This window comes from Nocardia sp. NBC_01377, assembly GCF_045040005.1.
Lineage (GTDB): Bacteria > Actinomycetota > Actinomycetes > Mycobacteriales > Mycobacteriaceae > Nocardia > Nocardia noduli.
On record NZ_CP109567.1, the window covers coordinates 499313 to 523531 of the forward strand.

Below are 24219 nucleotides of genomic sequence, written 5' to 3' on the forward strand. Positions count from 1 at the left end.
CCCGCGGAGTACATCGCCCGCGCGCGCCACTACACCCGACAGATCGGCCGGTTGACGTGGATCGCCCAACAGGACTGGCCATCCGAACCGATAGTCCGGTTCGGCGGCGTCGGACCCGGCGGGATCCGGTTCGCCGGAACCGGTGCCACGGTCCGTGAACATCAGCAGCGCACAACCGGCAACACCGGAATATTCGAACTCCTCGAATTCCTGCCGGCCTCGGATCCGCCGCGTCAGTTCTGGCGCTCCTGCCTCCGGATGCCGATGCGTGCGCGCTCCGGAGCAGCTAGGGATCAGCGAATTCAGGGGGTCGCCAGCGCGTCAGTCGACCTCGATTTTTGCCCAGCCGATGATGTCGGCTACGTCATCGTGATCGTGCTGCCAGGCCACTCCCTCACACTCTTCGAGGGCTTCCTCCGAGAACCTGTGTGCCGCAAGCAAAGCAGCCGCCAGCTCGCGGTGCCCGCCCTCGGCCGCGATGTGCAGCGCGTAGTGCAGGGCGCTGTCCACATGGCACAGCCACTGCTCAACAGCGGCGAGATCACCCTCGCGCGCGGCGTCGACCAGCACACGCCTGACGGCGTCGAAGTTGAGCTCGTTGTTGGTGGTCTTGTCGATCATTCCTGAAGTGTCCTCCAGAAGTTGAGGCGAGGTGGACACCGAAATTGCTCACCCCAGAACTGTTTTCCGAGGTGCGGCAAGGTATATCGAGTACGCGACCACGGCGACAACGAAGGGAGGCATAACGAATTGCAGTAGTGGTTGGGTACCAGAGGTCGCGGGCCCGGCGCCGGTCCGGTGCCAGCTACCAGGCGCGTCCGGTGGGCCGCGCTGCTTCGGCCGTCCGAACGCACCACCATGATCGGTCCTGGTGGGGATTGTGGCGGCTGCCAGACTGGTTGGATGAGATTTGATGGCCGCGAACGGGCGCTGATGTCGTTGCAGGGCGTGGCGGTAGGAGACGCGTTCGGGTCGTGTTTCGACGATGCGATCAACCACGGTGCGCTTCAGGAGCGAAGAGTTCTGCCCGGTCCGTGGTTGTGGACCGACGACACCCAGATGGCGTGTTCGATCTTCGCAGTCCTGTGTGAACACGGCCGGATCGATCAGGACGCGCTGGCCCAATCGTTCGCCGAGCACTACGACATCTATCGTCGATACGGCCCCGGAACGAGTCGAATCCTGCGGCTGATCCGCCAAAAGGGCTATCACTGGCACGAACTCGCCCAACAAGCGCGCGACGGCCGCGGATCGTGGGGCAATGGTGCCGCGATGCGGGTAGCGCCGTTGGGCGCGTGGTTCGGCGACGACCTTGATCGAGTTGTCTCCGAGGCCGCGGCTTCGGCGGAGGTCACTCATGCCCACCCCGATGCCGTGGCAGGGGCGGTCGCGGTGGCCAGCGCCGCCGCCTTATCCGTAGGGAAACCGCAACTGCGTGGTGCCGAACTCCTCGATATGGTCGCCACGCAGGTACCGGGCGGGCCTATTCAGGACATGATCAGGCATGCGGAGTCCATCAACGATTCTAGCACGGCCGCTGCGGAATTGGGCGTTGGCCATGACACCTCCGCGCTTGATACCGTCCCGTTCAGCCTCTGGGTCGTCGCCCACCGCGGGCATGATTTCGCCGACGCATGTTGGACGGCCGTTGCGGCTGGCGGTGATATCGACACCACCTGCGCGATCATCGGCGGGATCCTCGGTGTCCGCGAAATAGCTGATGGCATACCGCCCGCGTGGCTCGGCCGCTGCGAACCGCTGCCCGAATGGGCGACCAAGCGCGCAATCTGATGAAGCTGCGAACCCGTTCGGCCGCAGACGGCCGAACGCACTATTCTGCCGCGTAGCGCGCTGATCGAATCGGCCAAACTCCGATGTCAAGCCGAACCAGGACGTCAGATTTCACCGGAACGGCTCCCCGATATTCCCGGGTGCCGTCAGGATTCACAGATCAACTACGGCGTGATTTACCGGTGTAGCCAGGGGGTATCAGGTTTGGCGGTCGCGGACGTAGTTCGTCCAGTTGCCTCCCGCTTCCCCGGCCCATCTGACGGCCGTCGATGGTCGAAGTCCGAGCACGCTGGCGACGATGGCGGGCGGCAGCTCTGTGGCCAGTTGACGCAGGGCTGATGCCCGCATCGGGCGGGGCTGAATGTCGAGGGCGAGAAGTCGATTCGCGAGCGGAATCGGCCCTATCGGGCGACCCGGACGTGTTCCGGGAACAGCCATCGACCGGGAACTGCATGGATGGCCCGTCGCGGAGGGGGCACGGCAGCTGGACGATGAGGGAGGCGAACGGTTCGGGGAGTTCCAGCTCGTCTTCGCCGAGCCTGAGCATGATCGCCTGGCCGTCTGTGCGGATGTGGTCGAGGGTCAGCGCCGTCACCCGCGCCAAGGGCTGAGCGTAGAGCACGACGAGCGCGGCGGCGATGCGGTCGGCGGGGTGGATGGAGTTGTCATCGACGAGTCGGCTAGCTGTGGCCCAGCGCGATTCGGAATCTGTTGGTGTCGTGGGTGTTCCGCGATATTTCGGCGGCATCGACAGTGTTCGCGGAACGTGGCGGCGACGTTTGGCCCAGGTCAGGATTCGAGGCTACGCCGACACTCATGACCGCATCCGCATCACCCTGACCGAGGACGCTCGTTGAAAACCGATGAGCGTGACCAAATCCGCGCTGCGATGGAACGCATCCTGTCCGGCATCGCCGAGCGATCCAACGGTGCACTCACGATCGTCGCCCTCGCCTTGGAAGCTGATGTCCCCAGAAACGCTTTGACACAACGGCATACGGACTTGAAGAACGTGTTCTACGCGAGGGTGGCCGAGCGCGGTGCGCCCTCGGAGGTCGAGTCGCGACTCCGGGCCACTATCGCCGCGCTGAAGAAGACGATCGCGAACAAGAACGCCGAACTCGCCAACTCCGGGCCGACGTCCCCGCCCTCGTCCGGGCGGTGAACCAACTCACGCTGGAGAACCAGGCACTGCGGGAAGCGGCGGCGAACCACCCCAACGCGGCGGTGCTCCCGATTCGGGCACGGCGGCCGGTCCACATCGAGGAATGACTAACCGGCAGGCGGCCCGGCCCCCTTCGAGCAAACCCGCAGGAATCACCGGGCAGGCGACGGGACCGGTATCCGGCACGAGCGAATCACCACCCCGATCCGCCACCGCCACATCGACAGGAGATGATGACAACGTGGGACCGCAACAACTTTCGGACGATCTGGCTTCAGCAACCGAGATCATCACCGACTCGTCGCGGTGCCCCCGCCCCAACGACACACCGAAACCCCAGGTCACACCCTCACATCACTACTTTGCCGAAACCCGCCGGCCCGAGACTGCCCTATATCGGTGCGCCTACTCCTCGAACCGCATCTTCGGCCACCCGGACGTTATACTCGACAAATCTGTTGAACCAGTAGATTCGACTGTCGCAGAACAAATCCTTCTCATTCATGTGACCGTACTCTGCGAATGTATGGCCCGGTGATCCGCCCTCGCACAGATCTCTCCATTCACATTGTCGACACTCTGAGATTTTTTCCTTTCGCGACCGCATCCGCTCGAGCTGCTCGTAGAATTTCGCCGTCTCGAAGCAGTCGTTCAGATCGCCATCCGCGACATTTCCGAGAGTCCAGTCTGGATCCACCCAGAGTTGGTCGGCCCACACGTCTCCATTTGGAGATATCCTCGGGAAACTGTTGTACATGTAAACATGCTTCGGAAACAGTCGACGATCGAGGGAAAATCGCCCGAACTCATTGTTGTTGAGATCGCCGTAAAAATTCCCGAAGACAGAGAGGCGAGGATTATTGTACTTCAGCAGGTGTTCGCCCGCCCGGACCCACTCGTCCATACTTGGCGCAATCGTCGCCCACGGAGTGCCTGCCGCATTGCCCTGGCGCTGCCACTGGGAGAACACGAGCATCGAGACGTCGAACCTCTCGGCCAGCTCGATGAGTGAATCTATCTGCCCGATGTTGTTCTTGGTGACGCATACAAATATTACGACGGACCTGTTGAGGCCGCTGCGTTGAAACATCTCCAGCGACTTCAGGGCTTGGTCGAAAGATCCTTTTCCGCGCACGGCGTCGTTCGTCTCGGCATCCGAACCTTCAAGGCTCAGCTGTAGACGAATCATGCCGCCGGTTTCGTTGTTGAGTTCGTTGATTCGATCGGCGACCTTGGATGGAAACTTCCAGCCATTCGTGTATAGGTCGATCGCGTGGCCGCAGTCGCGTGCCGCGTATTCGATGATCGACAGAAGGTCCTTGCGCACGACTGGCTCGCCACCCGAGATGGCGATCCGCTTTCCCGAGAACGGTGGCAGCATGTCGATCGTCGCGTGGATCTGATCCAGCGTGAGCTCCCCGGGCAGCTTCCTTCCCGAGGAGACATAGCAGTGTGTGCACGTCATGTTGCATGCGTTGGTGATTTCGAGGTGAATTCCGGTGAGCTCAGACTTATTATAGACGGGTCGACCGCACCTCTCATGCTGCATCTTGTTTGCAAATAGCATTTCTGCGCCCAGAAGAGCGTCTACGACGTCGATGCAACGTTCCGGCTCCCAAGACGCACCGCTGCTGCGATCATCGAGAATCTCAATGATCGATGACAGGGTCCGTCGCCCATTGCACAGCTTCAGTATCTCGACAGCCGAGCTGTCGCCGATAATCCAATGCTGAGTCCAAGGATCGATAATGAAGGTCGCCGGGCGGCCAGCTACTTCTACATCCTTGTATATCATCTTTTCGCACGCGTAGAGACGTTGCGACTGGCACGTTTCAGGCATTCCGAGAAAGACGTCGGCTGTAGTCATCAGCGGTTCCAGCCATACAATACGGCGGACGGGGGTACGGCGCGCACAAAAGAACCAGGCACGGCCCGCACGAATGAACCAGGCACGGCCCGCACGAATGAACCAGGCACGGCCCGCACGAATGAACCAGGCACGGCCCGCACGGACGCTCCTGGTGTCGCGCGCACAAAAGCGCCAGGAATGGCATCGGTAAACGAACCAGGCGGCGCGGCGTAGCCGAATTGCGGCCATTGCGCGGCGAGTCGAGCGTAGTTCTTCATAAATTCCTCGACTCGCTCGTCATCCATACGGAAGTCCTCCAAGCGGTCGATATCGATTTCGTAGTATCCGCTGGGAGTCTGGATATACAACGATCGTGCCGCTGGCGTTTCGCCAGCTGGTTCCTCATAGCTCACTAGTTCGCTCCCTACTGGTCGAAGCATGGATTGATATCTGTCCGAACCGTGGAACCTGTGCTCTCCCGGCGCGCCGCCGACAGGACAGAACAACTTCGAGGATATGCGTAACTCTGGGCTTCAGCCCCTGGCAGGCGATCCTACTTCAAGTCCCCGTTGCATTCGGATCAGACTCGGTTCGTTCGATCGATTTGCCCATCGACGTGCGCAACGGACCTCGCGGCTCTTCGCACATGTCGTCCGCCCCGCCCCGCGGTGGACCTCGCCCGCAGGAACCCGCCCCGCTTGATCACCGGTGATCTCCTCGATACCGGCGCTGATCTGGTCGACGCGGTGCCCTCGGGTTCCACCGCGGTGGTGTTCGGCAGCGCGGTTCTCGCCTACCTCGCCACCGAGACTCGCAACGCGTTCGAGGTGACGGTGCGTGATCTGCGGTGCCATTGGATAGCCAACGAGGGAGCAGCCGTGGTCGAATCGGTCGCGGCGCTTCCCGCTCCGCCCACCGCGAACCGGGGCAGTTTCGTCGTCAGCCTCGACGGATGACCACTTGCCTACGCGGGCGCGCACGGGCAGTCGTTGAACTGGATCGACAACACCTCGACACGCGCACTGTAATCGGCAATATCGGACAGCCGCCATCATCTCAATGATCAGTTCGCGCGGCGGATCTAGAACATGTTCTCTCAGTAGTTCATCTGCTGTCGGTGGTCCCGCGACTGACCACCGTCACTGCCCCACAACGGGTACCAAACGATCGCAGGGGAACCTTGCTTCAAGAACTCAACACGCTGACTTGACAGGGAACAACATGGCCTGCGACACCGTTTCCTCCGGCTGCAACAGTGCCACGCCGGATGCGAGCACCGTCTCGGCCGCACCGGCCACGGCCCGCAACTCGCCTTGGCGTTCCGAAACCACTCCAAACGCTCCTACTCGCCCGTCAAGCAGGTGATTGATTCGATCATTGGATGCAATCCACCACGCGAAGGCGCACGTTACAGCACCACAGAAGGTCAAGTAGGAGAATCGATTCAACTAGCCTGCCGACATCGTTCCACCAGCACCGACGCTAATGTGCAAGCCCTCCAATACATCATCCGATGCTACGCCAGACTTTGTGGCTAATCTGCTCGAAATGCGCCGTCAGGCACCGGATCTACCCATCGTGCCGGTGTTGCAAGGCTGGACTGTCACCGAATACCGCGACGCGATCGCCATGTTCCACGACGCCGGAATCGACCTCGCTGCCGAGCCGATCGTGGGTGTCGGGTCGGTATGTCGCCGCCAAGCCAGTGCCGAAGCCGCCGACATCTTCGCCGAGATCTGCCAGACCGTTCCCGGAATTCGCCTGCACGGGTTCGGAGTCAAGGCCTCCGGCCTCCAGCGCTTCGGTGATCTGTTGGCCTCGGCGGACTCGATGGCGTGGTCGTTCGCGGCCCGCTACACGCCGCCGCTGCCGCACTGCACCCACCACCACTGCAACAACTGCCTGCGCTACGCCCTCGCCTGGCGCGCTCGGCTGCTCGCCAGACTGCCCTGACTCCGCTGCACATCAGCACAATCCACTCGAAGAAAGGCCCCGTCTTGAACTCTTCCGGATCTGCGACCCTGCCCGCTCTTCCCACACGCAGCCTGCGCAAGGCCGACGCCGGGATGCTTCTGAATCTGCTCACCACCCAGCAGGCCCGCAAACTCGACGTCGTCGTGCCCGCTCAGAGCCTGCGCATCGACCGCGGATACCTGCGCATCGACGGCGTCGAATCCCAGCTGAGCGAGGAAGGCTTCTTCGACGTCAACGGCCTCTACTCCCTCACCGACGGCGCGGTCGGTGATCTGGCCACCGACTTCGGGATCCCGATCGCCTACCTGCGCCGCTGCCGCGAGACCAACCAGCGCGCGTTCTGCAACTCGATCAACGACTGGGCCCGCTACGAGACCGACCGCAAAGTCCTGGTTCGGCTGTTGTGGGGCAGCGACCGCCGCGACAACCACTCCCAAGGCATCGTGCGCGCGGTGCTGTCGGACAGCTACGGATTCCGCGACAACCTCGACATGGCCACCGTGTTCCTGGATGGGCTACGCGCAGCCGGAGTCGACAACACCCAGGTTGTCGCCGCGGACATGAGCGATGACCACCTCTACATGCGGGTAGCCGCCCCCCAGATCGCCGTCGCAGCACCCCAACTGCTGGGCAACTACCGATCCCCGTTCAACGGCCGATCAGGAGCCGACAGCCCGATCGTGTTTGCCGGTGTCGAGTTCCGCAACAGCGAAACCGGCCGCGGCAAGACCCAGGTCTCCCCGCTGATCACGATCGAGATCTGCGGCAACGGCCTGACATTCACCAAACAAGCGGTCGCCGCGATTCACAAAGGCACCCGCCTGCCCCAGGGCACGATCAGCTGGAAAGCCGACACCTACGCCGCCGACGACCGTGCGTTCTCGCTCAAGATCCGCGACGCCGTACAGGCCTTCCTCACCCCCGAATTCGTCCAGCAGCGAATCGACGAGATCAGCGATGCCGCGCAGATCGCCCTCCCCGAACCGGAGCAGACCCTCACCGTGGTCGCCAAACAGCTGCGGATCAGCGAAGCCGAACGCAAAGGCATCTGGGAACACTTCCTGATCGGCGGAGACCGCTCCGCCGGCGGAATCATGCACGCGGTCACCAGCTACGCCCAGGTCCTGGCCGACAACGGCCGCATCGACCGCGGCAACGAATTCACCAGTCTGGGCCTCAACGCCCTGCACTTGGCCGCCGCCAACGCCTGACCCAGGTCCCACCCGACGGCAGACCACACTTCGCCGCGGCCACCGTCCAGAGCGTCGGCGACGCACCGTCGCCGACGTCTGCACGCACCTGCGTCTCACTTCGCTGATGCCCTACTTGGAGGTCTACCTGTCATGACTCGTGCGAGCTCCGGGCCCGTGTCCGGCCGAGGGCGGACACATCCTGCCTCGCGCTACCCTGGCGAGATGGGCGCCTCGCGACGCGGCCGCCCCAGCACCGCACTGATGCAGGCCGCTCTGACAGCCGCCGAACGCGGACACCACGTATTCCCGCTGCGGCCACGCGCGAAAACCCCTGCATACAAAGGTAATTGGCTTCACCATGCCACCGACGACCCGCGTCGGATCCGTTGGATGTGGCGTCAACATCCGTTCAACATCGGGATCGCCTGCGAGCCCAGCGGGCTCTATGTCATCGACCTCGATCCCGACCACGACGAACCCGCCCCCGAGCCCTGGACCGGCCTGTCTCACGGCCGCGAGGTCCTCGCCGCGGTCGCCGAACAGGCCGGGCACCCCTACCCGGGCGACACCTACGCCGTGGCCACCCCGTCGACTGGATTGCATCTGTATTTCCAGGCCCCACCGGCAATTCAGTTGCCCAATACCTCCGGCACGCTCGGATGGCGAATCGACACCCGCGGGACCGGCGGCTACATCGTCGCCGCCGGATCGATACTTCACAACGGCGGCTACACCATCCAGAATCCCCGCGCACCTCAACCCTTGCCTGCCTGGCTCGTCACCGCCCTCACACCGCCACCACCTACGCCCCGGCCGCCTGCGCACGTGGATATCGACCGGGCCCACAAATACGTCAAAGTCGCACTGCGGATTCAGGGCGATCGCGTCCGTCACGCACCACGCGGCCAACGCAACGACACCCTGGTGTCAGCCGCCGCCTCCCTCGGAATTCTCGTCGGCGCCGACATCCTCGACCAGCACGGACTCCCACTCGGTCACCCGATCCTCGGCTACCGAACCGCCTATGACGTGCTCTACGAAGCCGCCAGCACCCACATCGGCATCGGAGACTTCACCGAGGCCGAGGCCGTCCGCACCATCACCCGCGGACTCGATTACGGCAGCAAACAGAACCACCAGATCAGACTGCGTGGTGGGTGACCGGGATCCGTCGGGGCCGAACCACCGCAGATCGTGCCGCCGCACCCAGGACAGGACGACACCGGCGCTCGGACGCCAACCCGACCTGGGCCGGTATGGCCCTCGCCGACTTCTGCCCATGATGAGGTTCTGAACCGCGCGACATCCTCGCGATCATGCCGGTTTCCCCCGCTGCTCGCGGGCCGCCACGTCCTCTCGACCTGCTAGGACTCTCTCCGAGACTGTGATGCTCGGGCGATCAACAGTCTCCACCAACGCAGCGAACACGCCGGTCGCGCGATCACGACCATCACCGTCTCGAACGGTTCAGCGCGCAGGGCGTTCCACCAGATTTCGCAGCGAACCGCCCTCGACCAGCGGTTCCTCCGCCGACGCGTGCCATCTGGCCACTGCGCCGTCCACCCACGCAGACCCGCAGTGATCACCACAGGTCACGGCCTCTGGACCCCATCCACTACTCGACCGCTCGGGTCGACAACCCACTATCGCGCTGAGGAGGCGTCAGTCGTGGAAGAGTACGACATCCACTGGGTCATTCAGGCCGGTGGCGCAGACCCCGTCGACGCGGCGTTGAAAGCCCTCGACATGTTCGAGGCGCACGACTCGAAGGCCAAAATCTTCCACGTCACCGCTCCCGACGGCCAGACCTACATGATCGACTTCGGCGCAAGGGACCTCGTCGCCCACCAGATAGGCGCACCCGCCGCCCACCCGGGACCGGTCTTGCGGTTGGTGATCCGGACCCTGCCCCGTCGGGTACGACAACGGTTCGGCGACCGGCTGAGAAACCTCGCCATCGCTGTGCGCGGTCACAGCGAGCGGCCCGTGGACAGCGGCAATCTCGGCGCACCACCGACAACCGGGCCGACTCCACTGCGCGGGGCTGCCGCGCAGTGCGAATACTGCGTCGGACGACGCGAAGACTGGCTACCTGGGCATCGCGCCGAACTGTACGACCGCACCCAACGCGAACTGGCGCGCTGCCAGCCATTTTCCGAGGCCGCGATCGCAGCGTTCCATACCCGCTTCGATGCGCTACCGACCCACGAATCCACCGTGTTGGAAGCCTTCGCCCCCGAGTTCCACCGTCAATGGCACCTCGACACCGCCACCACCTGCCTCGCTGGAACCGACGCGGCGACGTCGCCCTGACCTGTATCGCGAGATGAGTCAGGCCGGTGACACCACGAGTGTTTCCGAAACTTTTTGCTGCCAACCAGAATTCGCGGCTACCGCTCGCTCCGTCGGACTCAAACCCGGTGTCCACCGACCGTGCTTGCCCCCAGCTACACCACGGAGGTCGTGATTCCTGTCCTGCATACCGCTACCCCGACCAAAGGAATCCACTTATACCTTCCCGATCACGTCTATCACCGCCACGACGATTTCGGTCTGTCGAGCTCGTTGGCGCGGCGACTGTGGTGGTCAGGGATCACCCCGCGCCAGTTCCGCTACGAGCAGCTGTACGGGTCACCTGACACCGACGCCCTCGAATTCGGACGTGCTGTACACAGCATCGGCCTGGGGTCGGGACCGTTGGTGGTGGAACTGGACTTCCGGGACTGGAAGACAAATCTGGCGAAGCAGAAACGGCTCGAACACCGCCTCGCCGGGCAGATCCCTTTGTTGCCCGGCAGTTTCGCCAAAGCCAAGGCCATGGCCGCAGCGGTCCGCGCGCATCCGGCTCTGATGCCGCTGCTGGCCCGCGGCTGGGCTGAGGCGTCGTTCTACTCGCCCGATCCGGCCACCGGTCTGATGCTGCGGACCCGCCCGGACTGGCTGCACCCCACCGACGACGACGAAGAAGTCGATGTCGTGGACCTGAAAACCACCGACAACGCCGACCCCGGCGAATTCGCGTGGTCGGTCCTGCGTTACGGCTACCACCTGCAAAGGGACTGGTACACCCGCGTCATCACCGCGTTGGGGCTACGGGTACGCCGATTCCTGTTCGCCGCCGTCGACAAACACCCTCCGCACGTGGTCAGTGTCTCCGAACTGCACCCCGGCGACCGGGACGACTTCATCGACGCCGCCCAGGAGAACCGGCGCGCGATCGATCTCTACGACCGCTGCCTGAGATCCGATGACTGGCCCGCCCACGGCGACGGCATCCACCGCATTCACCTGCCCCGCACTTCGAATCGGCGATTCCGCCGCTGACACCGCCAGCGGATCGCGGCGGCACTGAACGCCGGAGTCGCTGAGCAGGACTCGAACCTGTCTCCAAGGAAGGAGCCGACAACGCATGTCCGCACCCCAGAGCCCCCCGCCGCTCTCGCCGCTGGCTATCGTCCCCGAGCAGGGCCGGTTCACCGATACGCAGATCTCCGCGCTCGCGCTGATCTCGCGCTGGACCACTACCCCGCCCACGGCCGCGCTGAACCTGCTCTTCCACAGCGCGGTCACCTGCAACCTCGATCCGTTCCGTGAACAGATCCGGTTGCTGCTACGCCGCGAACCGGTCGAAACCCTCACGGGGGGCACTAAATTCGAAGAGCGATGGTCTGTGGAGACCTCTATCCACGGATTCCGGACCCTCGGTGCCCGCGCCGCCCAGAAGCGCGGTGTGATCCTGGAGAAGTCCACACCACTGTTCTACGACGACCGGTCCCGAGAATGGGACGACGCCTGGCCTTACGACACCGATCCGGTCGCCGCGCAGTACACGATCACGGCCATCCACCTGGACGGTCGCCGCGAAACTGTCGAGGCGATCGTCCACTTCGCCGAGTTCGCCAAATTGACCCTGCACGGTGCTCCCACCCGGGGCTGGGCCAGGATGCCGCGCCACATGCTGGCCAAATGCGCCGAAGCTGACGCTTGGCGACGGTTGTTCCCCGACGAACTCGGATGGCTGAGCCTCGCCGACAGCGCCGACATCACCAACGAGCACACCACCACCACCAGCGACTCCGCCCCTGCCGCCCATCAAGCCCCGTCCCGAACCGTCACCCACATGCTCGGAAAGCCGAACGCGCCCACCGACAGGGCGGTGCCAGCCGACACCGCACGCACCGAACCGCAGGCCACCTCTGAGCACGGTGCGTCGGGAGACCCCGCCCCGGAACAGAAAGCCGGTGCCGCCCCGGCGGCCACCACCTCAACGAAGCGGGCCCCACGCCCCGCCGCCATGCGCAGGCGTCCCTCCGCAGCCGTCGATCCCGACACGGCACAAGCATTCGTCGCCGACGCAGCCACCGCCCTTCACCGCGACGCGGAAGGTGTGCTCCTCTGGGCCACAGAACAACTGGGCCGACAGGTCAGCCAGCCCGACGAACTCACCGTGCAGGATCTGGCCACCTTGCAATCCGCCCTGCCCACCGACGCGTCGGGCCCCGATACGAAACCCTGATCGTTCGTCCACGACGGCCGCCACTGCACAGGTGACGACAGAGTGGCCCCTCCCGCAAACGGTCGAACCGTCCGGCTCCGGGAATACTCGACGAGCCGGGCGGCAACTCTGTATCGCGTGTCTAACGCGGCCAGATCCCTGCAAGAGCGGAGATCGGCTGCCACCGAGCCATATTCACTCATGAAAAGTCGCACTGAAACGTAGGTCTCGGCGGCGTAAGCCGAACACGCTGATTGTTCCCGAGTCCTTCGCCATCCGGGCATCACCATTCGAGAAGAAGGGCCTCTGCGATGAACAATGCGCCGGAGCCGTCGACAGCGCCGATGATCGTCGTCCTGCGGGGGCCTGATGGGAGCCGGTAAGTCCAAGCTCGCCGCCGAACTTGCCGCGCTCGACCTCAGAACCTCTATCGTCTCGCGAGACCTGATCCGCGAGAAGTACTTTCACTGCCAAGGCCTGCTCAGCGAAGAGGACGAGGCTGCGGTAAGCGACCGAGAAATGGCTGAGTGCATCGCCTATCTCGACCGAGGCGATCGTGTGATCATCGACGCTACCAACCTTCGACCGCGACACGTGCAGCGCTGGCAGCACCTGGCCCACAGCCGCGGATCCGAATGCGTCATAGTCGACGTCCACGCTCCACTCGAGACGTGCATCGCCGCTGTGGCACACCGCGTAAGGCTCGGCGGGCACCACGTCGACCCCGAAGTAATCCGCCAGACCTACCGCGCTCACCGTCCCGGAACATGGTACCCACCTGCGCACTACAGCATCGGCATACCTCCCTCGCCAGCGCAGCGGCCGAGGAGCAGTCACGTCAGGCATCACCGTCCTGGCCCCGCCTCGGACTCACACGACGATGGCGAGCACGCCGTCAGGTACGTCCCGCAACCGCTCCGGACGCCGCCAGGGATGTGGTGACAGCAATCCCGCAAATGTCGCATCCCCGGCGATTCCGCGCTCCTGCCGCATCCGAAGCCCGCGAGATCGCAACAGGCACATTCGGACAACCGGCCCGATTCGGAACGCCGGTCGCCGACACCGTTACCGACGCGACTCTTCGACGGGAGGTCACCGGCCCCGCCTCCAACGGGCATCGTTGCCGGTCACCGCGTAGCGCCGCGAGGGCAGGGTGTCGCAGGTCCCCGATCCCCACGTCGAAAGAACGACCTACATGGATACCTCTCGCATCCAGTTCCCGCAGCCGAGCGGGTTGCTGTCCAGCCTTCCGGCACAGCTGGGCTACTTCCCGGATCAGCGTCTGCTGGTGGCACTGATCCACGCGGACATCGACGAATCCGCGCAGGAACCACGAATTGCCGTCGTGGAGTGGACCTTGCGCGGCTACCCCGTCGACGCCGAACCCGACACCGAGGCGCCAGACCTACGGACCGCCGCCCAACAGATCGGGGCAAACGTTTCCTTCGCGGTCGTGGTCGACAACCGACACCGCGCCACTACTGACTCCCCCGACGATGTCGACCTGCGGTTGCTGACCGAGTGGGGCCAACGCCTCACCGACATCGGTGTCCCGCTCATACGCGGCTGGGCAGTATCCGAATTCATCGACGGTGCCCGATGGTGGAGCGTGATCGGCCCCGAGGATCACGGTGTACTCACCGACTGCGCCCTCACCCCGGTCGCGCTCGAACGCGCCGTCACCGGACAGCCACTGCACCGCACAGCCGAGGCGGTCACCGATCACTTCGCTCCTGATCCACAGTTGACTCCACTCGTCGACGGGCTGCTTCCAGACGCACATGCCTGTGCCGAACACCGCCGTAGACGCGCCACCACGCCCCGACAACTGGCCGACTACCACCGCGAACACGTCGAGATGGTGCTGCGCACGATCGCGCACACCGACGCCGGTGAACCCCTGACTCCCACGCACATAGCCGAAGCCGCCGTCGCGATAAGCGATCCCGTTGTGCTGTCTTGCCTGCTCGCGACCACCCACGGTGCCAACCCTGTAGCGGCACAACGGACGTGGGTCCTGCTGCTGGCCGGACTCACCGGACGTGAACGTGCACCGGTCGCGGTACTGGCCGCCTACGCGGCCTACCAGCGCGGCGACGGCACCCACGCCGGACACACACTCCAAGCCGCGCTGACCGCTGACCCCGCCAACAAACTCGCCAGCCTCCTGCACGCCGCCCTCAAATCCGGGCTGACACCGCACAACGCCAGCACAATCGCCGAGAAGGGGCTCGCTGCCGCGACCGATCTCGGCATCGACCTGCGCGGCGAGTGCCAGGTAGGCGCCGTGACCCGCGAGTAGCTGGCCAACGAGTATCGGTGCAGCGTCGATGCTGGACCTCCGTCCGCTCGAGCAGCCAGTCGCCAACTGTTGCCGATGCGGACAGGCTGGCCGAGCAACTCCGACCTGACAAGGGAGACGTTCCCGATGACCTGCCACATCCTGATTGCCGATCCGACCGATCTGAGCATCGCCGACCTCCAAGCCGTCCTTCTGACCGGTACTCCGGTCGTGGTCTCGATGCGCCCAGCCAGCGGACAGGCGCATCTGATCGACTGGGCGCGGGCGAATGGCCGGTTCGTACGCATCGACCGTGCAAGCGACTGGGGCAACCCTTTTGTCATCGGACGCGACGGCAACCGCGACGCGGTCATCCGCGCCCACGCCGAAGCTCTCGCTGACCGCGGCGACCTGCTCGCACGGTTGCGCAACGGCGAACTCGCCGCCAAGGTGCTCGGCTGCTGGTGCGCACCGCAGCGTTGTCACGGCCACACCCTCGCCGCGTTGACCCTCGACTCGGACTTCGCCCCGATCGACGCACTCCAGGAGTTGGCCGCCGTTTGATCCGGCGACTGACCGAGCCCGTAGCCAACGTTGGGGCTGCGCGGCGGACCTCACGAGTCGTAGCGCCATCGCCGGAGCGCCATTGACACTCCGAACGGCACTGACGGCTTCGCCCGCCAGAAGGTGCGCCGCCATACTGCAACGGCGGAGCGTCAGCGCATTCGCCGACGAAGGACCGACCACCGCACCCCGCCTCGGCATCGACCTACACGAACCGAGTGAAGCCGCCTCGCGACCGCGACCGGCCAACAGGTGGCTGCTCTTCAGGTCGATAGCGTCGACGTCCGATCGTCGCCGACGCTATCGAGTCGCCGCCCAACCGAAGACGACCATGCCCGCCTGTCCTCGGCAGCCGTCGACGACGGCGGTGCAGCCACCGACTCGTCAGCGCCCGCCGTCGTGTCTCTGGCCGACTCTGCTGGCGATTCGGGCTGTGGCGGCCGGGGTGGTGTTTGCTCAGCGGCGGTGTCCGAACGCGCGGCGGTGAGCAGGTCGCGTACCTGCTTCGCTGTGAGCTGCAAGATTTCGGCGACCTCGTCGATCTTGCAGCCTTCGGCGTGGAGCGCGGCCGCGGCCCGGGCTTGTCTTCGCCGTTGCTCGTCGATCGCGTCTGCGGTGCGGGCGCGGGCATCGGCGATGCGACGTTCGGCAGCGGCAATGACCTGCTGGAGGTCGTTCTCGGCTGCCGTGATCGCCGTGATCGCGTCGAAGAACTGGGTCTCGGCCGCGTCGATACGACTTAGTACTGCAACGGCACTCGGTTGAGTGTGTGCTGGTAGATCTGGCATGTGGTGTTGGATCGTGTTGTGGCCGAGTTGGATTCGTTGATGTCTCGGATAGGTTCCCGGTTCGCGCGGTCCGAGCCGCGGCAGCGGGCGCGGGAGTACGTGTCGGGCCTGCTGGCCGGTTTGGAACGCAAGAACGGGTGGACTCTGGCCGAACGCGCTGGTGAGGGGTGCCCGGACGGGATGCAGCGGCTGCTGCGCAAAGCCGATTGGGATGTCGAGGGGGTGCGTGACGATGTGCGGGAATACGTGGTCGAACACCTCGGCGACCCTGACGCTGTGCTGGCCGGTGACGAGACCGGGTTCTTGAAGAAGGGCACCAAATCTGCTGGGGTGCAACGCCAATACTCGGGCACAGCCGGGCGTACGGAGAACTGTCAGATCGGGGTGTTCCTGGCGTACGCGTCGAAGCAGGGGCACGCGCTGATCGATCGGGAACTCTATATTCCCGAGTCGTGGACCAGCGATCGCGAGCGTTGCCGCGACGCTGGGATTCCCGACGAGGTCGAGTTCGCCACCAAACCCCGGCTGATGATCGCCATGCTCGAACGCGCGTTGGCCGCGAAGGTGCCGTTCGGGTGGTTCACCGCCGATGAGGCCTACGGGCAGGCCGGTTACCTACGGGACTGGTGCGAAGACCACGACGTGTTCTACGTGATGGCCACCCGCTGCGACCACCAGATGACCACCCGCGCCGACCGTGTCGCGCGCGCCGATGATCTGGTCGCCGAGTTCGGCGACCGCACCTGGCAGCGGCTCTCGGTCGGCGCCGGCGCGCACGGACCGCGCGAATACGACTGGGCGCGCCGCCAAATCGAGGGCACCTGGGCCGCCGGGCGAGGACACTGGCTGCTGGCGCGACGTTCGCTCACACCCAACAGCAGAGGCGAACTCGAGATCGCCTACTACATCTGTTACGGCCCCGCCACCGCCCGGCTGGTCGATCTGGCCTGGACGGCCGGGTCACGCTGGCATGTGGAAGAGGCGTTCCAGCAGGCCAAAGGGGAAGCCGGACTCGATCACTACCAAGTCCGCAGCTGGCGGGCCTGGCACGCCCACATCACCCTGTCGATGCTCGCCCTGGCATGGCTCGCCGCGTCGAAAACCCTTGCTGCAAAGGGGAACCAGTGACCTCGACGAGGGCATGATCGCTCTCACGCTACCGGAGATCCGCCGCCTGCTCATCGCGTTCGTCCTCACCCCACGCCATGCCGCCGATCACATCTGGTCATGGTCGACCTGGCGACGACGACGCCAGCACCAAGCCCGCCTCAGCCACTACCGGCGACGCGGACATCCACTTACCTGAGCGCCGAGTGCCGTTGCAGTATTAGCCGCTGTTTCGCCTTGGCGTGGCGTTCCTGACGGGCGCGACGCCGTTGCCCACGGATCGGATCGCTGGCGCGCGAACGCGACCGTGCGCCATTGACATTCGGTTGTTCCACGGTGGTGCTCCTGACTGACAGATCCCAGATCACGCCAGTCCCCTTGCCCACCACTCTAACGACCCACACCACACCGGCCGACGAACCGATGCCCACCGGACCGGACACTCCCCCTCCGCGCCGCGCAGAAAAAGGATTTCTTGTCTGAGTGCGGCGTTGGCGCTCCGTTCCCGACGTGGGGTGCCTTCATCGGCGGCAGGCCGTCAGCCACGTGCGACATCCAGTGTAGTTGAGGCTGAATGTGTTTCAGATACAGGCCCAGACCGCTGCTACCTCGACCGGCTTCTCGATCATGCCTCGTCGTCGGGTGCGAGGAACGCGAGCGGGTCTCGCCGTGCCATCTCGTTCTGTCCTGCACCGATCGTGACATGACCGGTGCCAGTTCCGCCTCCGAACGGATCCCTCATGCCCGATCAGCTGGTCCTGCCCCTTCCCAGCAAGTTCCGTCTCGCTCTGTCCGGGACCGAAGCAGAAAATCACGAGCTCGGTCTCACTATCGCCTGCCCTTACGAGCCATGCGCGGCACCGGCGGGTACGCAGTGCAGACGCAAGACAATCGACGGCAAGCTCTGCGAAACACGGCTGCTGCATATTGTGCGTATCGCCACCGAAAGACGTGAGCGTGAGGCCCGTGAGAAGGCCGCCGCCGCGGACAGTGGTATCGCGACTCCGACGAACAGGGCCCGGGCGCGCCGGTCGTCGGCACGGACCCGCGCGGCGGGATCACGTCGGCCTGTTCTCTCCGGGTCACGCATCCAGTCCCGCCAACGTCACCGGCGCACAACGGTCACCATCTCCGTGCCCCGCACTCGTCGCCCATTGCGTAGGCCCTCGCGTGGGCGCGCCGGAAGACCGACCCGCCAACGCAACCCGTAGGCGACCCCGATGCCGTGCCGCGATGACCATCTTCGCCTGCACGCAAACATCGACAGGCGCAGCGACGCGACACGCCGCTTCCGCGACGGTCTGCGGCCCCGTCGTGCTCCTGTCACCGTCTGAGCTTGAGATTTAACCTCTGAGCTGGGGTAGGTCGCCCCGGTTGATCATGGGTGAAGCCCTTGGTTGATGATTCATCTTGCTACAGAACGAATCTCATGAACCAAGGGCTTCGATGAACAGTGTGCACGATCCTGGTCGCGAGGGTGCGGCCGGGGAGTTGTCGGCGTTTCGGCAGGAGTTGTACCGGTGTGCGAGCGCGCGAGCGGATGCGTTGTTCGAGCTGTGTGAGGCGGTGTTGTGCGCGGACGGGCCGGTGACCACGCTGGTCGGGTTGTCTCTGGTGGCCGAGCATCGCCGTGGTCATGGCGGTATGTACGACGCGCTGGCGGCGGGCCGGCTCGATGTCACCAGGCTGCGGCGGGCGGTGACCGGATTGCCGGTCCCGTGTGAGCGCGGCGGCCGGATCAGGCTGGCGGTGGATGTGTCACCGTGGCTGCGGCCCGACGCTATGACCAGTGCCGACCGTTGTTTCTGTCATACCTATGGGCGCGGCAAGGGCAACGCGCAGCTGATCCCGGGCTGGCCGTACTCGTTCGTCGCCGCGCTCGAGTCCGGGGCGTCGAGCTGGTGCGCGCTGCTGGACGCGCAGCGTATCGGCCGTGACGAGGACCTCACCGCGGTGACCGCCGCCCAGGTCCGCGACGTGGTTGCCCGGCTGCGCGCGGCCGGGCATCATCGGCCCGGGGATCGCGACATCGTGATCGTGTTCGACGCCGGCTACGATATCTGCCGCTTGGCGTGGCTGTTGGCGGATCTGCCGGTTGAGCTGGTAGGTAGGGTGCGGTCGGATCGGGTGTTCTGCTTCCCCGCCGCCGCGCGGGCCCGCACGGGCCGCCCGCCGCGCCACGGCCCGGTGTTCACCCTCGCCGACCCGGCGACCCATCCCGAGCCCGCGGTCACGACCAGCACCGACACCCTTCGCTACGGCACCGCCCGCACCACTGCCTGGCACCGGTTGCATCCCCGGCTCACCCACCGCGGCCCCTGGGCCGACCTCGACGGTCCGCCACCGATCATCGAGGGCGCCCTGATCCGGTTGACCGTGGATCGGCTACCCGGCGACCGAAACCCGAAACCGGTGTGGCTGTGGACATCCCGTGCCGAAAGCGCCGCAGCGGACGTGGACCGCTACTGGCAGGCGTTCCTGCGCCGCTTCGACATCGAGCACACCTTCCGGTTCCTGAAACAAACCCTCGGCTGGACCCGGCCCCGGGTCCGTACCGCCGCCCAGGGCGACCGCTGGACCTGGCTGATCCTCACCGCCCACACCCAGCTGCGGCTCGCACGCGGCCTCACCACCGACCTGCGCCGCCCCTGGGAGAAACCCGTCACCGACCCGCACCGGCTCACCCCCGCCCGCGTCCGTCGCGGGTTTCGCCACCTCCGCCGGAAAACCCCCAATCCGGCCAGCGCGCCGAAACCCTCACGCCCCGGCCCCGGCCGCCCGAAAGGCAGCAAGAACCGGCACATCGCGCCACATCCAGAGGTCGGCAAAACCCGTGTGGCCCCGGCTACGCCGGGGCCACAACCTTAAATCTCAAGCTAAGAGCGCGTCTGAGATCTCGATCACCGGCTGGCGTGTGACGCCGGATATTGTAGAGGGACTCCCGGTACGACTGAGGTTTCCACACCAAGACGTCACACCGAGAGTCCCTGTGCCAGTGTCGCTTACCTGCTTGTGCTTGTCGTGCCCAGCCCACGGCGAGTCGCCGAAGTGCCCGTTCTATCCGTCTTCGTCGCTGACCGACCCGCAGTGGGCGATCCTGGAGCCGCTGCTTCCGCCACCAGGCAACACCGCCGGTAAGGGCGGCCGACACGAAAAGTGGTCGCGGCGGCTGGTGTGCGACGCGATCTTCTACCTGTCGCGCGGCGGGATCGCGTGGGCGCAGCTGCCGCACGATTTCCCACCTGCGAAAACCGTGTACGACATCTACCGGCGATGGACGAAAGCCGGTGCATGGCAACGTATCCACGATGCACTGCGTGATCGTGCCCGAGTCGCCGCCGGTCGGGCGCCGCAGCCGACCGCGGCGGTGATCGACTCGCAGACCGTGCGCGGCGCCGACACCGTCGCAGCGGGTACGGCCGGATACGACGCGGGCAAGAAGATCAAAGGCCGCAAACGCCACATCGCCACCGATACCAGCGGGCTACTGCTGGCCGTCGTGGTCACCGCCGCCTCGATCCAGGACCGCGACGCCGCGCACCGGCTGCTGGCCGCTGTCGCGGCCCGCTTCGCCACCATCACGCACGTATTCGCCGACGGCGGCTACGCCGGGCGACTGGTCATCTGGACGAAATCTGTTCTCGCCCAAACTATTCAGATCGTCAAACGCAGCGACACCGCCACCGGGTTCGAAGTCCTGCCACGCCGCTGGGTAGTCGAACGCACATTCGGCTGGCTCGTCAAACACCGCCGATGCGTCCGCGACTACGAAACCCGCCCCGACCACCACGAAGCCATGGTCTACATCGCTGCCATCCACACCCTCACCCGACGACTGGCTCACGCCAGCACACCAGCCACATGAGATCCCAGACGCCCTCTGAGAGGAAATCCGCCCGCATGACCAGCGACCATGCGTGGATCGGCTCCGGCCACGCCCGCTACGTCGAAGTGATCGAACAGCATGCGACGCAACCCAACTGTGACGGGCTGACCGAATGCGCGTGCGACCAGCTGTTCCCCACTTGGCGGGAGTGGAGCTCTCATCTGGCCGACGCTCTCACCACGGCCGGGCTAGTGCCAAGGCCGCGCAGTTAAGGGTTGGGCTCGGTGTGTCAAGCGGGGTGGGGTGGTGAACGAGGACAGCGGAACTGCTGGTAGAGAGGTGTTGTCCGCCAAGACAATCCGCTCGTCCGAGGAGTCCCGCTGTCGGTTCAGTGTGTCATTGATCGTTGTTCGCTGGTAGCGGAGGGGGTGTTCGCGCCGGGGCATCTGGGGGAACTGACCCGGATCGTGTCGTTCGACCTTGTCGACGCGGCGCTGGAGACCTCCGGTGCGGTGGGGTTGCGCGTGCGGTTGTTGCCGTCGCGGGTGGTGGTGTATCTGTTGCTGGCCGGGGCGTTGTTCTCCGGTATCGGGTATCGGCAGGTGTGGGCGCGGTTGTGCGCGGGACTGCCCAGTGGATCGCTCGCGTGCCCGGGTTCCTCGGCGTTGTCCCAAGCGTTGCGCCGAGTCGGGGTCAAACCATTGGCCGCGTTGTTCGACCTGGTCGCCGGTCCTGACGCCGGGGCGGTGCGGTGGCGGGGGCTGCTGGTGTGCGCGATCGACGGCACCAGCGTGTTCGTGCCCGACAGTCCTGCCAATGTGGCCGCCTACGGTCGCCACGGCGGTGGTCACGCCCGAGCCGGATACCCGATGTTGCGGATGTTGGCGGTGGTGGCGTGTGGCTCCCGCACCGTCGTGGATGTCGTGTTCGGGCCGTTGCGGATCGCGGAAACGGCGTACGCGCCGCGGTTTCTGGGATGCCTGCGCCCCGGCATGCTGTTATTGGCCGACAGGAACTTCGCGGTCACGGCGTTGATCGAGCGGATCTCCGACACCGGAGCGGAGCTGCTGATCCGCGCGAAACTCAACCGGTGTGTCCCCGCGATCGCGCGGTTGGGTGACGGGTCGTGGCTGACCCGCGCCGGCGCGGTGACGGTGCGGGTGATCGACGCCGAGATCGCCGTCAGCTGCGCCGGCGGGCCACGCCGGGTCGAGCGGTACCGGTTGATCACTACTCTGACCGACGACAAGCGTTATCCCGCACGAGAATTGGTGGATCTCTATCATCAGCGTTGGGAGATCGAAACCAGTTATTTCGAACTGAAATCGACCATTCTCGGTGGGCGGGTGCTGCGCGCCCGCACCCCGGCCGGGGTCACGCAAGAGGTCTACGCCCTGCTGATCACCTACCAAGCACTGCGCACCGCCATCGCCGACACCGCGCTGGCCGCCCCGGGCTTGCGCCCCGACCGCGGCAGTTTCACCATCGCCGTACACACCGCCCGTGATCAGCTCATCCTGGCCGCCGGAGTCCTCGCCACCACCACGATCGACCTGATCGGCGCCATCGGCCGCGCGGTCCTGTCCAGCCCGCTGCCACCACGACGCCAACGCTCCAGCCCCCGAGTCGTCAAACGCGCCATCTCCAAACACCGCGCCAAAGGCGACATCGACCGCAACATCTATAAAACCCAGATCAGCGTCCATATCCTGCCCGGTTGACAACCGGACAGGAACCTAAACTGCGCGGCCTTGGGGCTAGTGCCCTTCGGGGAGGAGTGGGCGGTCCGGTACGAGGCGCGACGCCAAACCCCGTCGATGGAGGGCAAGACCTTCGACACCTCGACGTTGACGGTCGACAGCGAAGGTCACGCCCGCGCAGCCATTGCCAACGGTGTGCCGATGAGCGGACTGAACCGCCGCGTCGTCTCCCGGCCCGCATTCGAGTGGTGGGAGGAGGTGGGCGCCGATGAGTGAAGACATCGAGTCGACGATCCACGCCCTCAATGGGATGTGCTGCGGCGAGAACCTGCCGCCCGACGCGAAGACCGTCCGCGAATGGGACGCCATCCCGAACACGCCCGAGCCGAAGCAAGGGATGCTCGAGCGGCTGGTGTGCGGCTCATGCCTGGGGCTGCGGTTCGGGCCCGGACATCTGGTGCGCAAGTACATGATCGGGGTGTGCGATGCCTGACCTCACTCGCGAGCATCTGGAGGTGTTCGCATTTGATCCGCATCGTGCGTCGGGTGCCGACGTGAAGGCGTTGGCGCTCGAGGTGATGGCGTTGCGGGCTCGTGTGGCTGTCGCTGACGCGGCGATCGGCGCGATGCAGACCGCGCACGAATCCCAGCTCACCCGTCTGGCGAAGGAGCGAGCGCGCCTGTGGCGGAAGGTCACCCGCCTCAAAGGCGGTACGGCCGAGGATCCGCCCGGGTTCGTCATCGGCTTGCATGACCAGTTCGGCATCGAACTCGACTACGCGTACCGCGAGATCTTCACGGACGAGACCGCCGCACGCGATGCATTTCAGTGCCAGAAGGTCAACTACGCCGCGTCCGATTACCGGCCGTACGCACTCAAGGAAGTGAGTGGAGATGAGTGACCGGATTCCCGAGTCGCTGTTGACGGAGTGGGCCGAGCACGCCCGCTACCCGGATGGTGAAGACGCGCACCGCCTGGTCAGGGAACTCGTGAAGCTGCGGCGCTTGTCGCGGATTTCCTCGACCCGGACCTGTGCGTCTTCGACCATCACGGCGGATGTCAGGCGCACGGCTATCTCTCGCTGGAGCCTGGCGAGATTTGCCCGCACGCTGAGGCGCGCGAATATCTCCCGGAGGTGGGCGATGTCTGACAAGACCATCCCCCTCGGGCAGTTGGAATACGAGGCCATCGAGAATGAGGTGATTCAGGTTGGCCACGGTCATCTCGACCCGGGCCTGATCACCGCACTCCGACACGTCACGTCGCTGTACGAGACGTACGCGAAAGGTGATGTGGAGCAGATGGGTTCGGACGCTCGGGCGCGGGTGGAGTCAGCGCGGGAGGTGCTGGCGGAAGCGATCGGGGAACTCGCTGGCGCGTACCGCGTGGAGGGTGTGGCGCAGGGCTGAAAAGCCTTGCTGCCTGGTAAAATTGGGCGCGGCCGGAGGTCTCGAACACCCCCGGCCGCTGACCGAATCGGAGAGG

At 65.2% G+C, this 24219-nt stretch carries 25 protein-coding genes and 1 pseudogene; 22 read left to right on the forward strand and 4 right to left on the reverse strand.

Annotated features, from left to right (window positions below; all coding sequences use genetic code 11):
• Positions 1–321: 321 nt before the first annotated feature.
• On the reverse strand, positions 322–621 hold the full coding sequence (locus OG225_RS42715) for a hypothetical protein (protein ID WP_405183612.1): 300 nt from the start codon (positions 619–621) through the stop codon (positions 322–324).
• A gap of 312 nt (positions 622–933) precedes the next feature.
• Here OG225_RS42715 and OG225_RS42720 point away from each other — a divergent pair, with 312 nt between their 5' ends.
• On the forward strand, positions 934–1791 hold the full coding sequence (locus tag OG225_RS42720) for an ADP-ribosylglycohydrolase family protein (RefSeq protein ID WP_405183613.1): 858 nt from the start codon (positions 934–936) through the stop codon (positions 1789–1791).
• Positions 1792–2644: 853 nt separating this feature from the next.
• The gene (locus OG225_RS42725; RefSeq protein ID WP_331758212.1) at positions 2645–2956 is read left to right on the forward strand and encodes a hypothetical protein; all 312 of its coding nucleotides are present in this window, start codon (positions 2645–2647) and stop codon (positions 2954–2956) included.
• 391 nt (positions 2957–3347) lie between these two features.
• Here OG225_RS42725 and OG225_RS42730 read toward each other — a convergent pair whose 3' ends face one another.
• On the reverse strand, positions 3348–4823 hold the full coding sequence (locus tag OG225_RS42730; protein WP_405183614.1) for a radical SAM protein: 1476 nt from the start codon (positions 4821–4823) through the stop codon (positions 3348–3350).
• Positions 4823–5218 (reverse strand): hypothetical protein, encoded by a 396-nt coding sequence (locus OG225_RS42735; RefSeq protein ID WP_405183615.1) that lies wholly within the window; start codon positions 5216–5218, stop codon positions 4823–4825. Before OG225_RS42735 ends, OG225_RS42730 begins: the two co-directional genes overlap by 1 nt.
• A gap of 255 nt (positions 5219–5473) precedes the next feature.
• Between OG225_RS42735 and OG225_RS42740 the strand changes: the two genes are divergently transcribed.
• The gene (locus tag OG225_RS42740) at positions 5474–5761 is read left to right on the forward strand and encodes a DUF2332 family protein (RefSeq protein WP_331758220.1); all 288 of its coding nucleotides are present in this window, start codon (positions 5474–5476) and stop codon (positions 5759–5761) included.
• A 237-nt stretch (positions 5762–5998) separates the two neighbouring features.
• Here the strand turns inward: OG225_RS42740 and OG225_RS42745 are convergent, their stop codons facing one another.
• Positions 5999–6136: a hypothetical protein gene (locus OG225_RS42745; RefSeq protein ID WP_405183616.1), complete on the reverse strand. Its 138-nt coding sequence runs from the start codon at positions 6134–6136 to the stop codon at positions 5999–6001.
• A gap of 217 nt (positions 6137–6353) precedes the next feature.
• Here OG225_RS42745 and OG225_RS42750 point away from each other — a divergent pair, with 217 nt between their 5' ends.
• The 19 genes and pseudogenes from OG225_RS42750 (at position 6354) to OG225_RS42840 (ending at position 24143) form a co-directional block, all read left to right on the forward strand.
• Complete coding sequence (locus OG225_RS42750; protein ID WP_405183617.1) at positions 6354–6758, forward strand: hypothetical protein; 405 nt, start codon at positions 6354–6356, stop codon at positions 6756–6758.
• Between the two features lie 44 nt (positions 6759–6802).
• The gene (locus tag OG225_RS42755) at positions 6803–7990 is read left to right on the forward strand and encodes a hypothetical protein (RefSeq protein ID WP_331758226.1); all 1188 of its coding nucleotides are present in this window, start codon (positions 6803–6805) and stop codon (positions 7988–7990) included.
• Between the two features lie 204 nt (positions 7991–8194).
• A complete protein-coding gene (locus OG225_RS42760; protein ID WP_331758229.1) occupies positions 8195–9133 on the forward strand; it encodes a bifunctional DNA primase/polymerase in 939 nt (312 codons plus the stop codon).
• Between the two features lie 507 nt (positions 9134–9640).
• The gene (locus OG225_RS42765) at positions 9641–10285 is read left to right on the forward strand and encodes a hypothetical protein (protein ID WP_331758232.1); all 645 of its coding nucleotides are present in this window, start codon (positions 9641–9643) and stop codon (positions 10283–10285) included.
• Positions 10286–10435: 150 nt separating this feature from the next.
• On the forward strand, positions 10436–11296 hold the full coding sequence (locus tag OG225_RS42770) for a PD-(D/E)XK nuclease-like domain-containing protein (protein ID WP_405183618.1): 861 nt from the start codon (positions 10436–10438) through the stop codon (positions 11294–11296).
• Positions 11297–11381: 85 nt separating this feature from the next.
• A complete protein-coding gene (locus OG225_RS42775; RefSeq protein WP_331758238.1) occupies positions 11382–12488 on the forward strand; it encodes a recombinase RecT in 1107 nt (368 codons plus the stop codon).
• A 348-nt stretch (positions 12489–12836) separates the two neighbouring features.
• A complete protein-coding gene (locus tag OG225_RS42780) occupies positions 12837–13409 on the forward strand; it encodes an AAA family ATPase (protein WP_405183619.1) in 573 nt (190 codons plus the stop codon).
• 253 nt (positions 13410–13662) lie between these two features.
• Complete coding sequence (locus OG225_RS42785) at positions 13663–14769, forward strand: DUF4192 domain-containing protein (protein WP_331758244.1); 1107 nt, start codon at positions 13663–13665, stop codon at positions 14767–14769.
• A gap of 126 nt (positions 14770–14895) precedes the next feature.
• On the forward strand, positions 14896–15312 hold the full coding sequence (locus OG225_RS42790; protein ID WP_331758246.1) for a DUF4326 domain-containing protein: 417 nt from the start codon (positions 14896–14898) through the stop codon (positions 15310–15312).
• A gap of 452 nt (positions 15313–15764) precedes the next feature.
• Positions 15765–16055 (forward strand): hypothetical protein, encoded by a 291-nt coding sequence (locus tag OG225_RS42795; protein ID WP_405183620.1) that lies wholly within the window; start codon positions 15765–15767, stop codon positions 16053–16055.
• A 45-nt stretch (positions 16056–16100) separates the two neighbouring features.
• Positions 16101–17219 (forward strand): annotated as a pseudogene (locus OG225_RS42800) (IS701 family transposase); the annotation flags it as partial.
• Between the two features lie 22 nt (positions 17220–17241).
• Positions 17242–17406: a hypothetical protein gene (locus OG225_RS42805; protein ID WP_405178874.1), complete on the forward strand. Its 165-nt coding sequence runs from the start codon at positions 17242–17244 to the stop codon at positions 17404–17406.
• Positions 17407–18653: 1247 nt separating this feature from the next.
• The gene (locus OG225_RS42810; protein ID WP_331758060.1) at positions 18654–20075 is read left to right on the forward strand and encodes an NF041680 family putative transposase; all 1422 of its coding nucleotides are present in this window, start codon (positions 18654–18656) and stop codon (positions 20073–20075) included.
• Positions 20076–20223: 148 nt separating this feature from the next.
• Positions 20224–21072, forward strand: coding sequence for an IS5 family transposase (locus OG225_RS42815; protein WP_331758169.1), 849 nt, complete (start codon positions 20224–20226; stop codon positions 21070–21072).
• Between the two features lie 389 nt (positions 21073–21461).
• The gene (locus tag OG225_RS42820) at positions 21462–22754 is read left to right on the forward strand and encodes an IS4 family transposase (protein ID WP_331758251.1); all 1293 of its coding nucleotides are present in this window, start codon (positions 21462–21464) and stop codon (positions 22752–22754) included.
• A 30-nt stretch (positions 22755–22784) separates the two neighbouring features.
• Complete coding sequence (locus OG225_RS42825; protein WP_405183621.1) at positions 22785–23009, forward strand: hypothetical protein; 225 nt, start codon at positions 22785–22787, stop codon at positions 23007–23009.
• Positions 23002–23226, forward strand: a complete 225-nt coding sequence (locus tag OG225_RS42830) for a hypothetical protein (RefSeq protein ID WP_331758254.1) — start codon at positions 23002–23004, stop codon at positions 23224–23226. Before OG225_RS42825 ends, OG225_RS42830 begins: the two co-directional genes overlap by 8 nt.
• A complete protein-coding gene (locus tag OG225_RS42835) occupies positions 23219–23635 on the forward strand; it encodes a hypothetical protein (protein ID WP_331758256.1) in 417 nt (138 codons plus the stop codon). Before OG225_RS42830 ends, OG225_RS42835 begins: the two co-directional genes overlap by 8 nt.
• Complete coding sequence (locus OG225_RS42840) at positions 23628–24143, forward strand: hypothetical protein (RefSeq protein ID WP_331758258.1); 516 nt, start codon at positions 23628–23630, stop codon at positions 24141–24143. The genes OG225_RS42835 and OG225_RS42840 overlap by 8 nt, the downstream gene beginning before the upstream one ends.
• Positions 24144–24219: the final 76 nt, after the last annotated feature.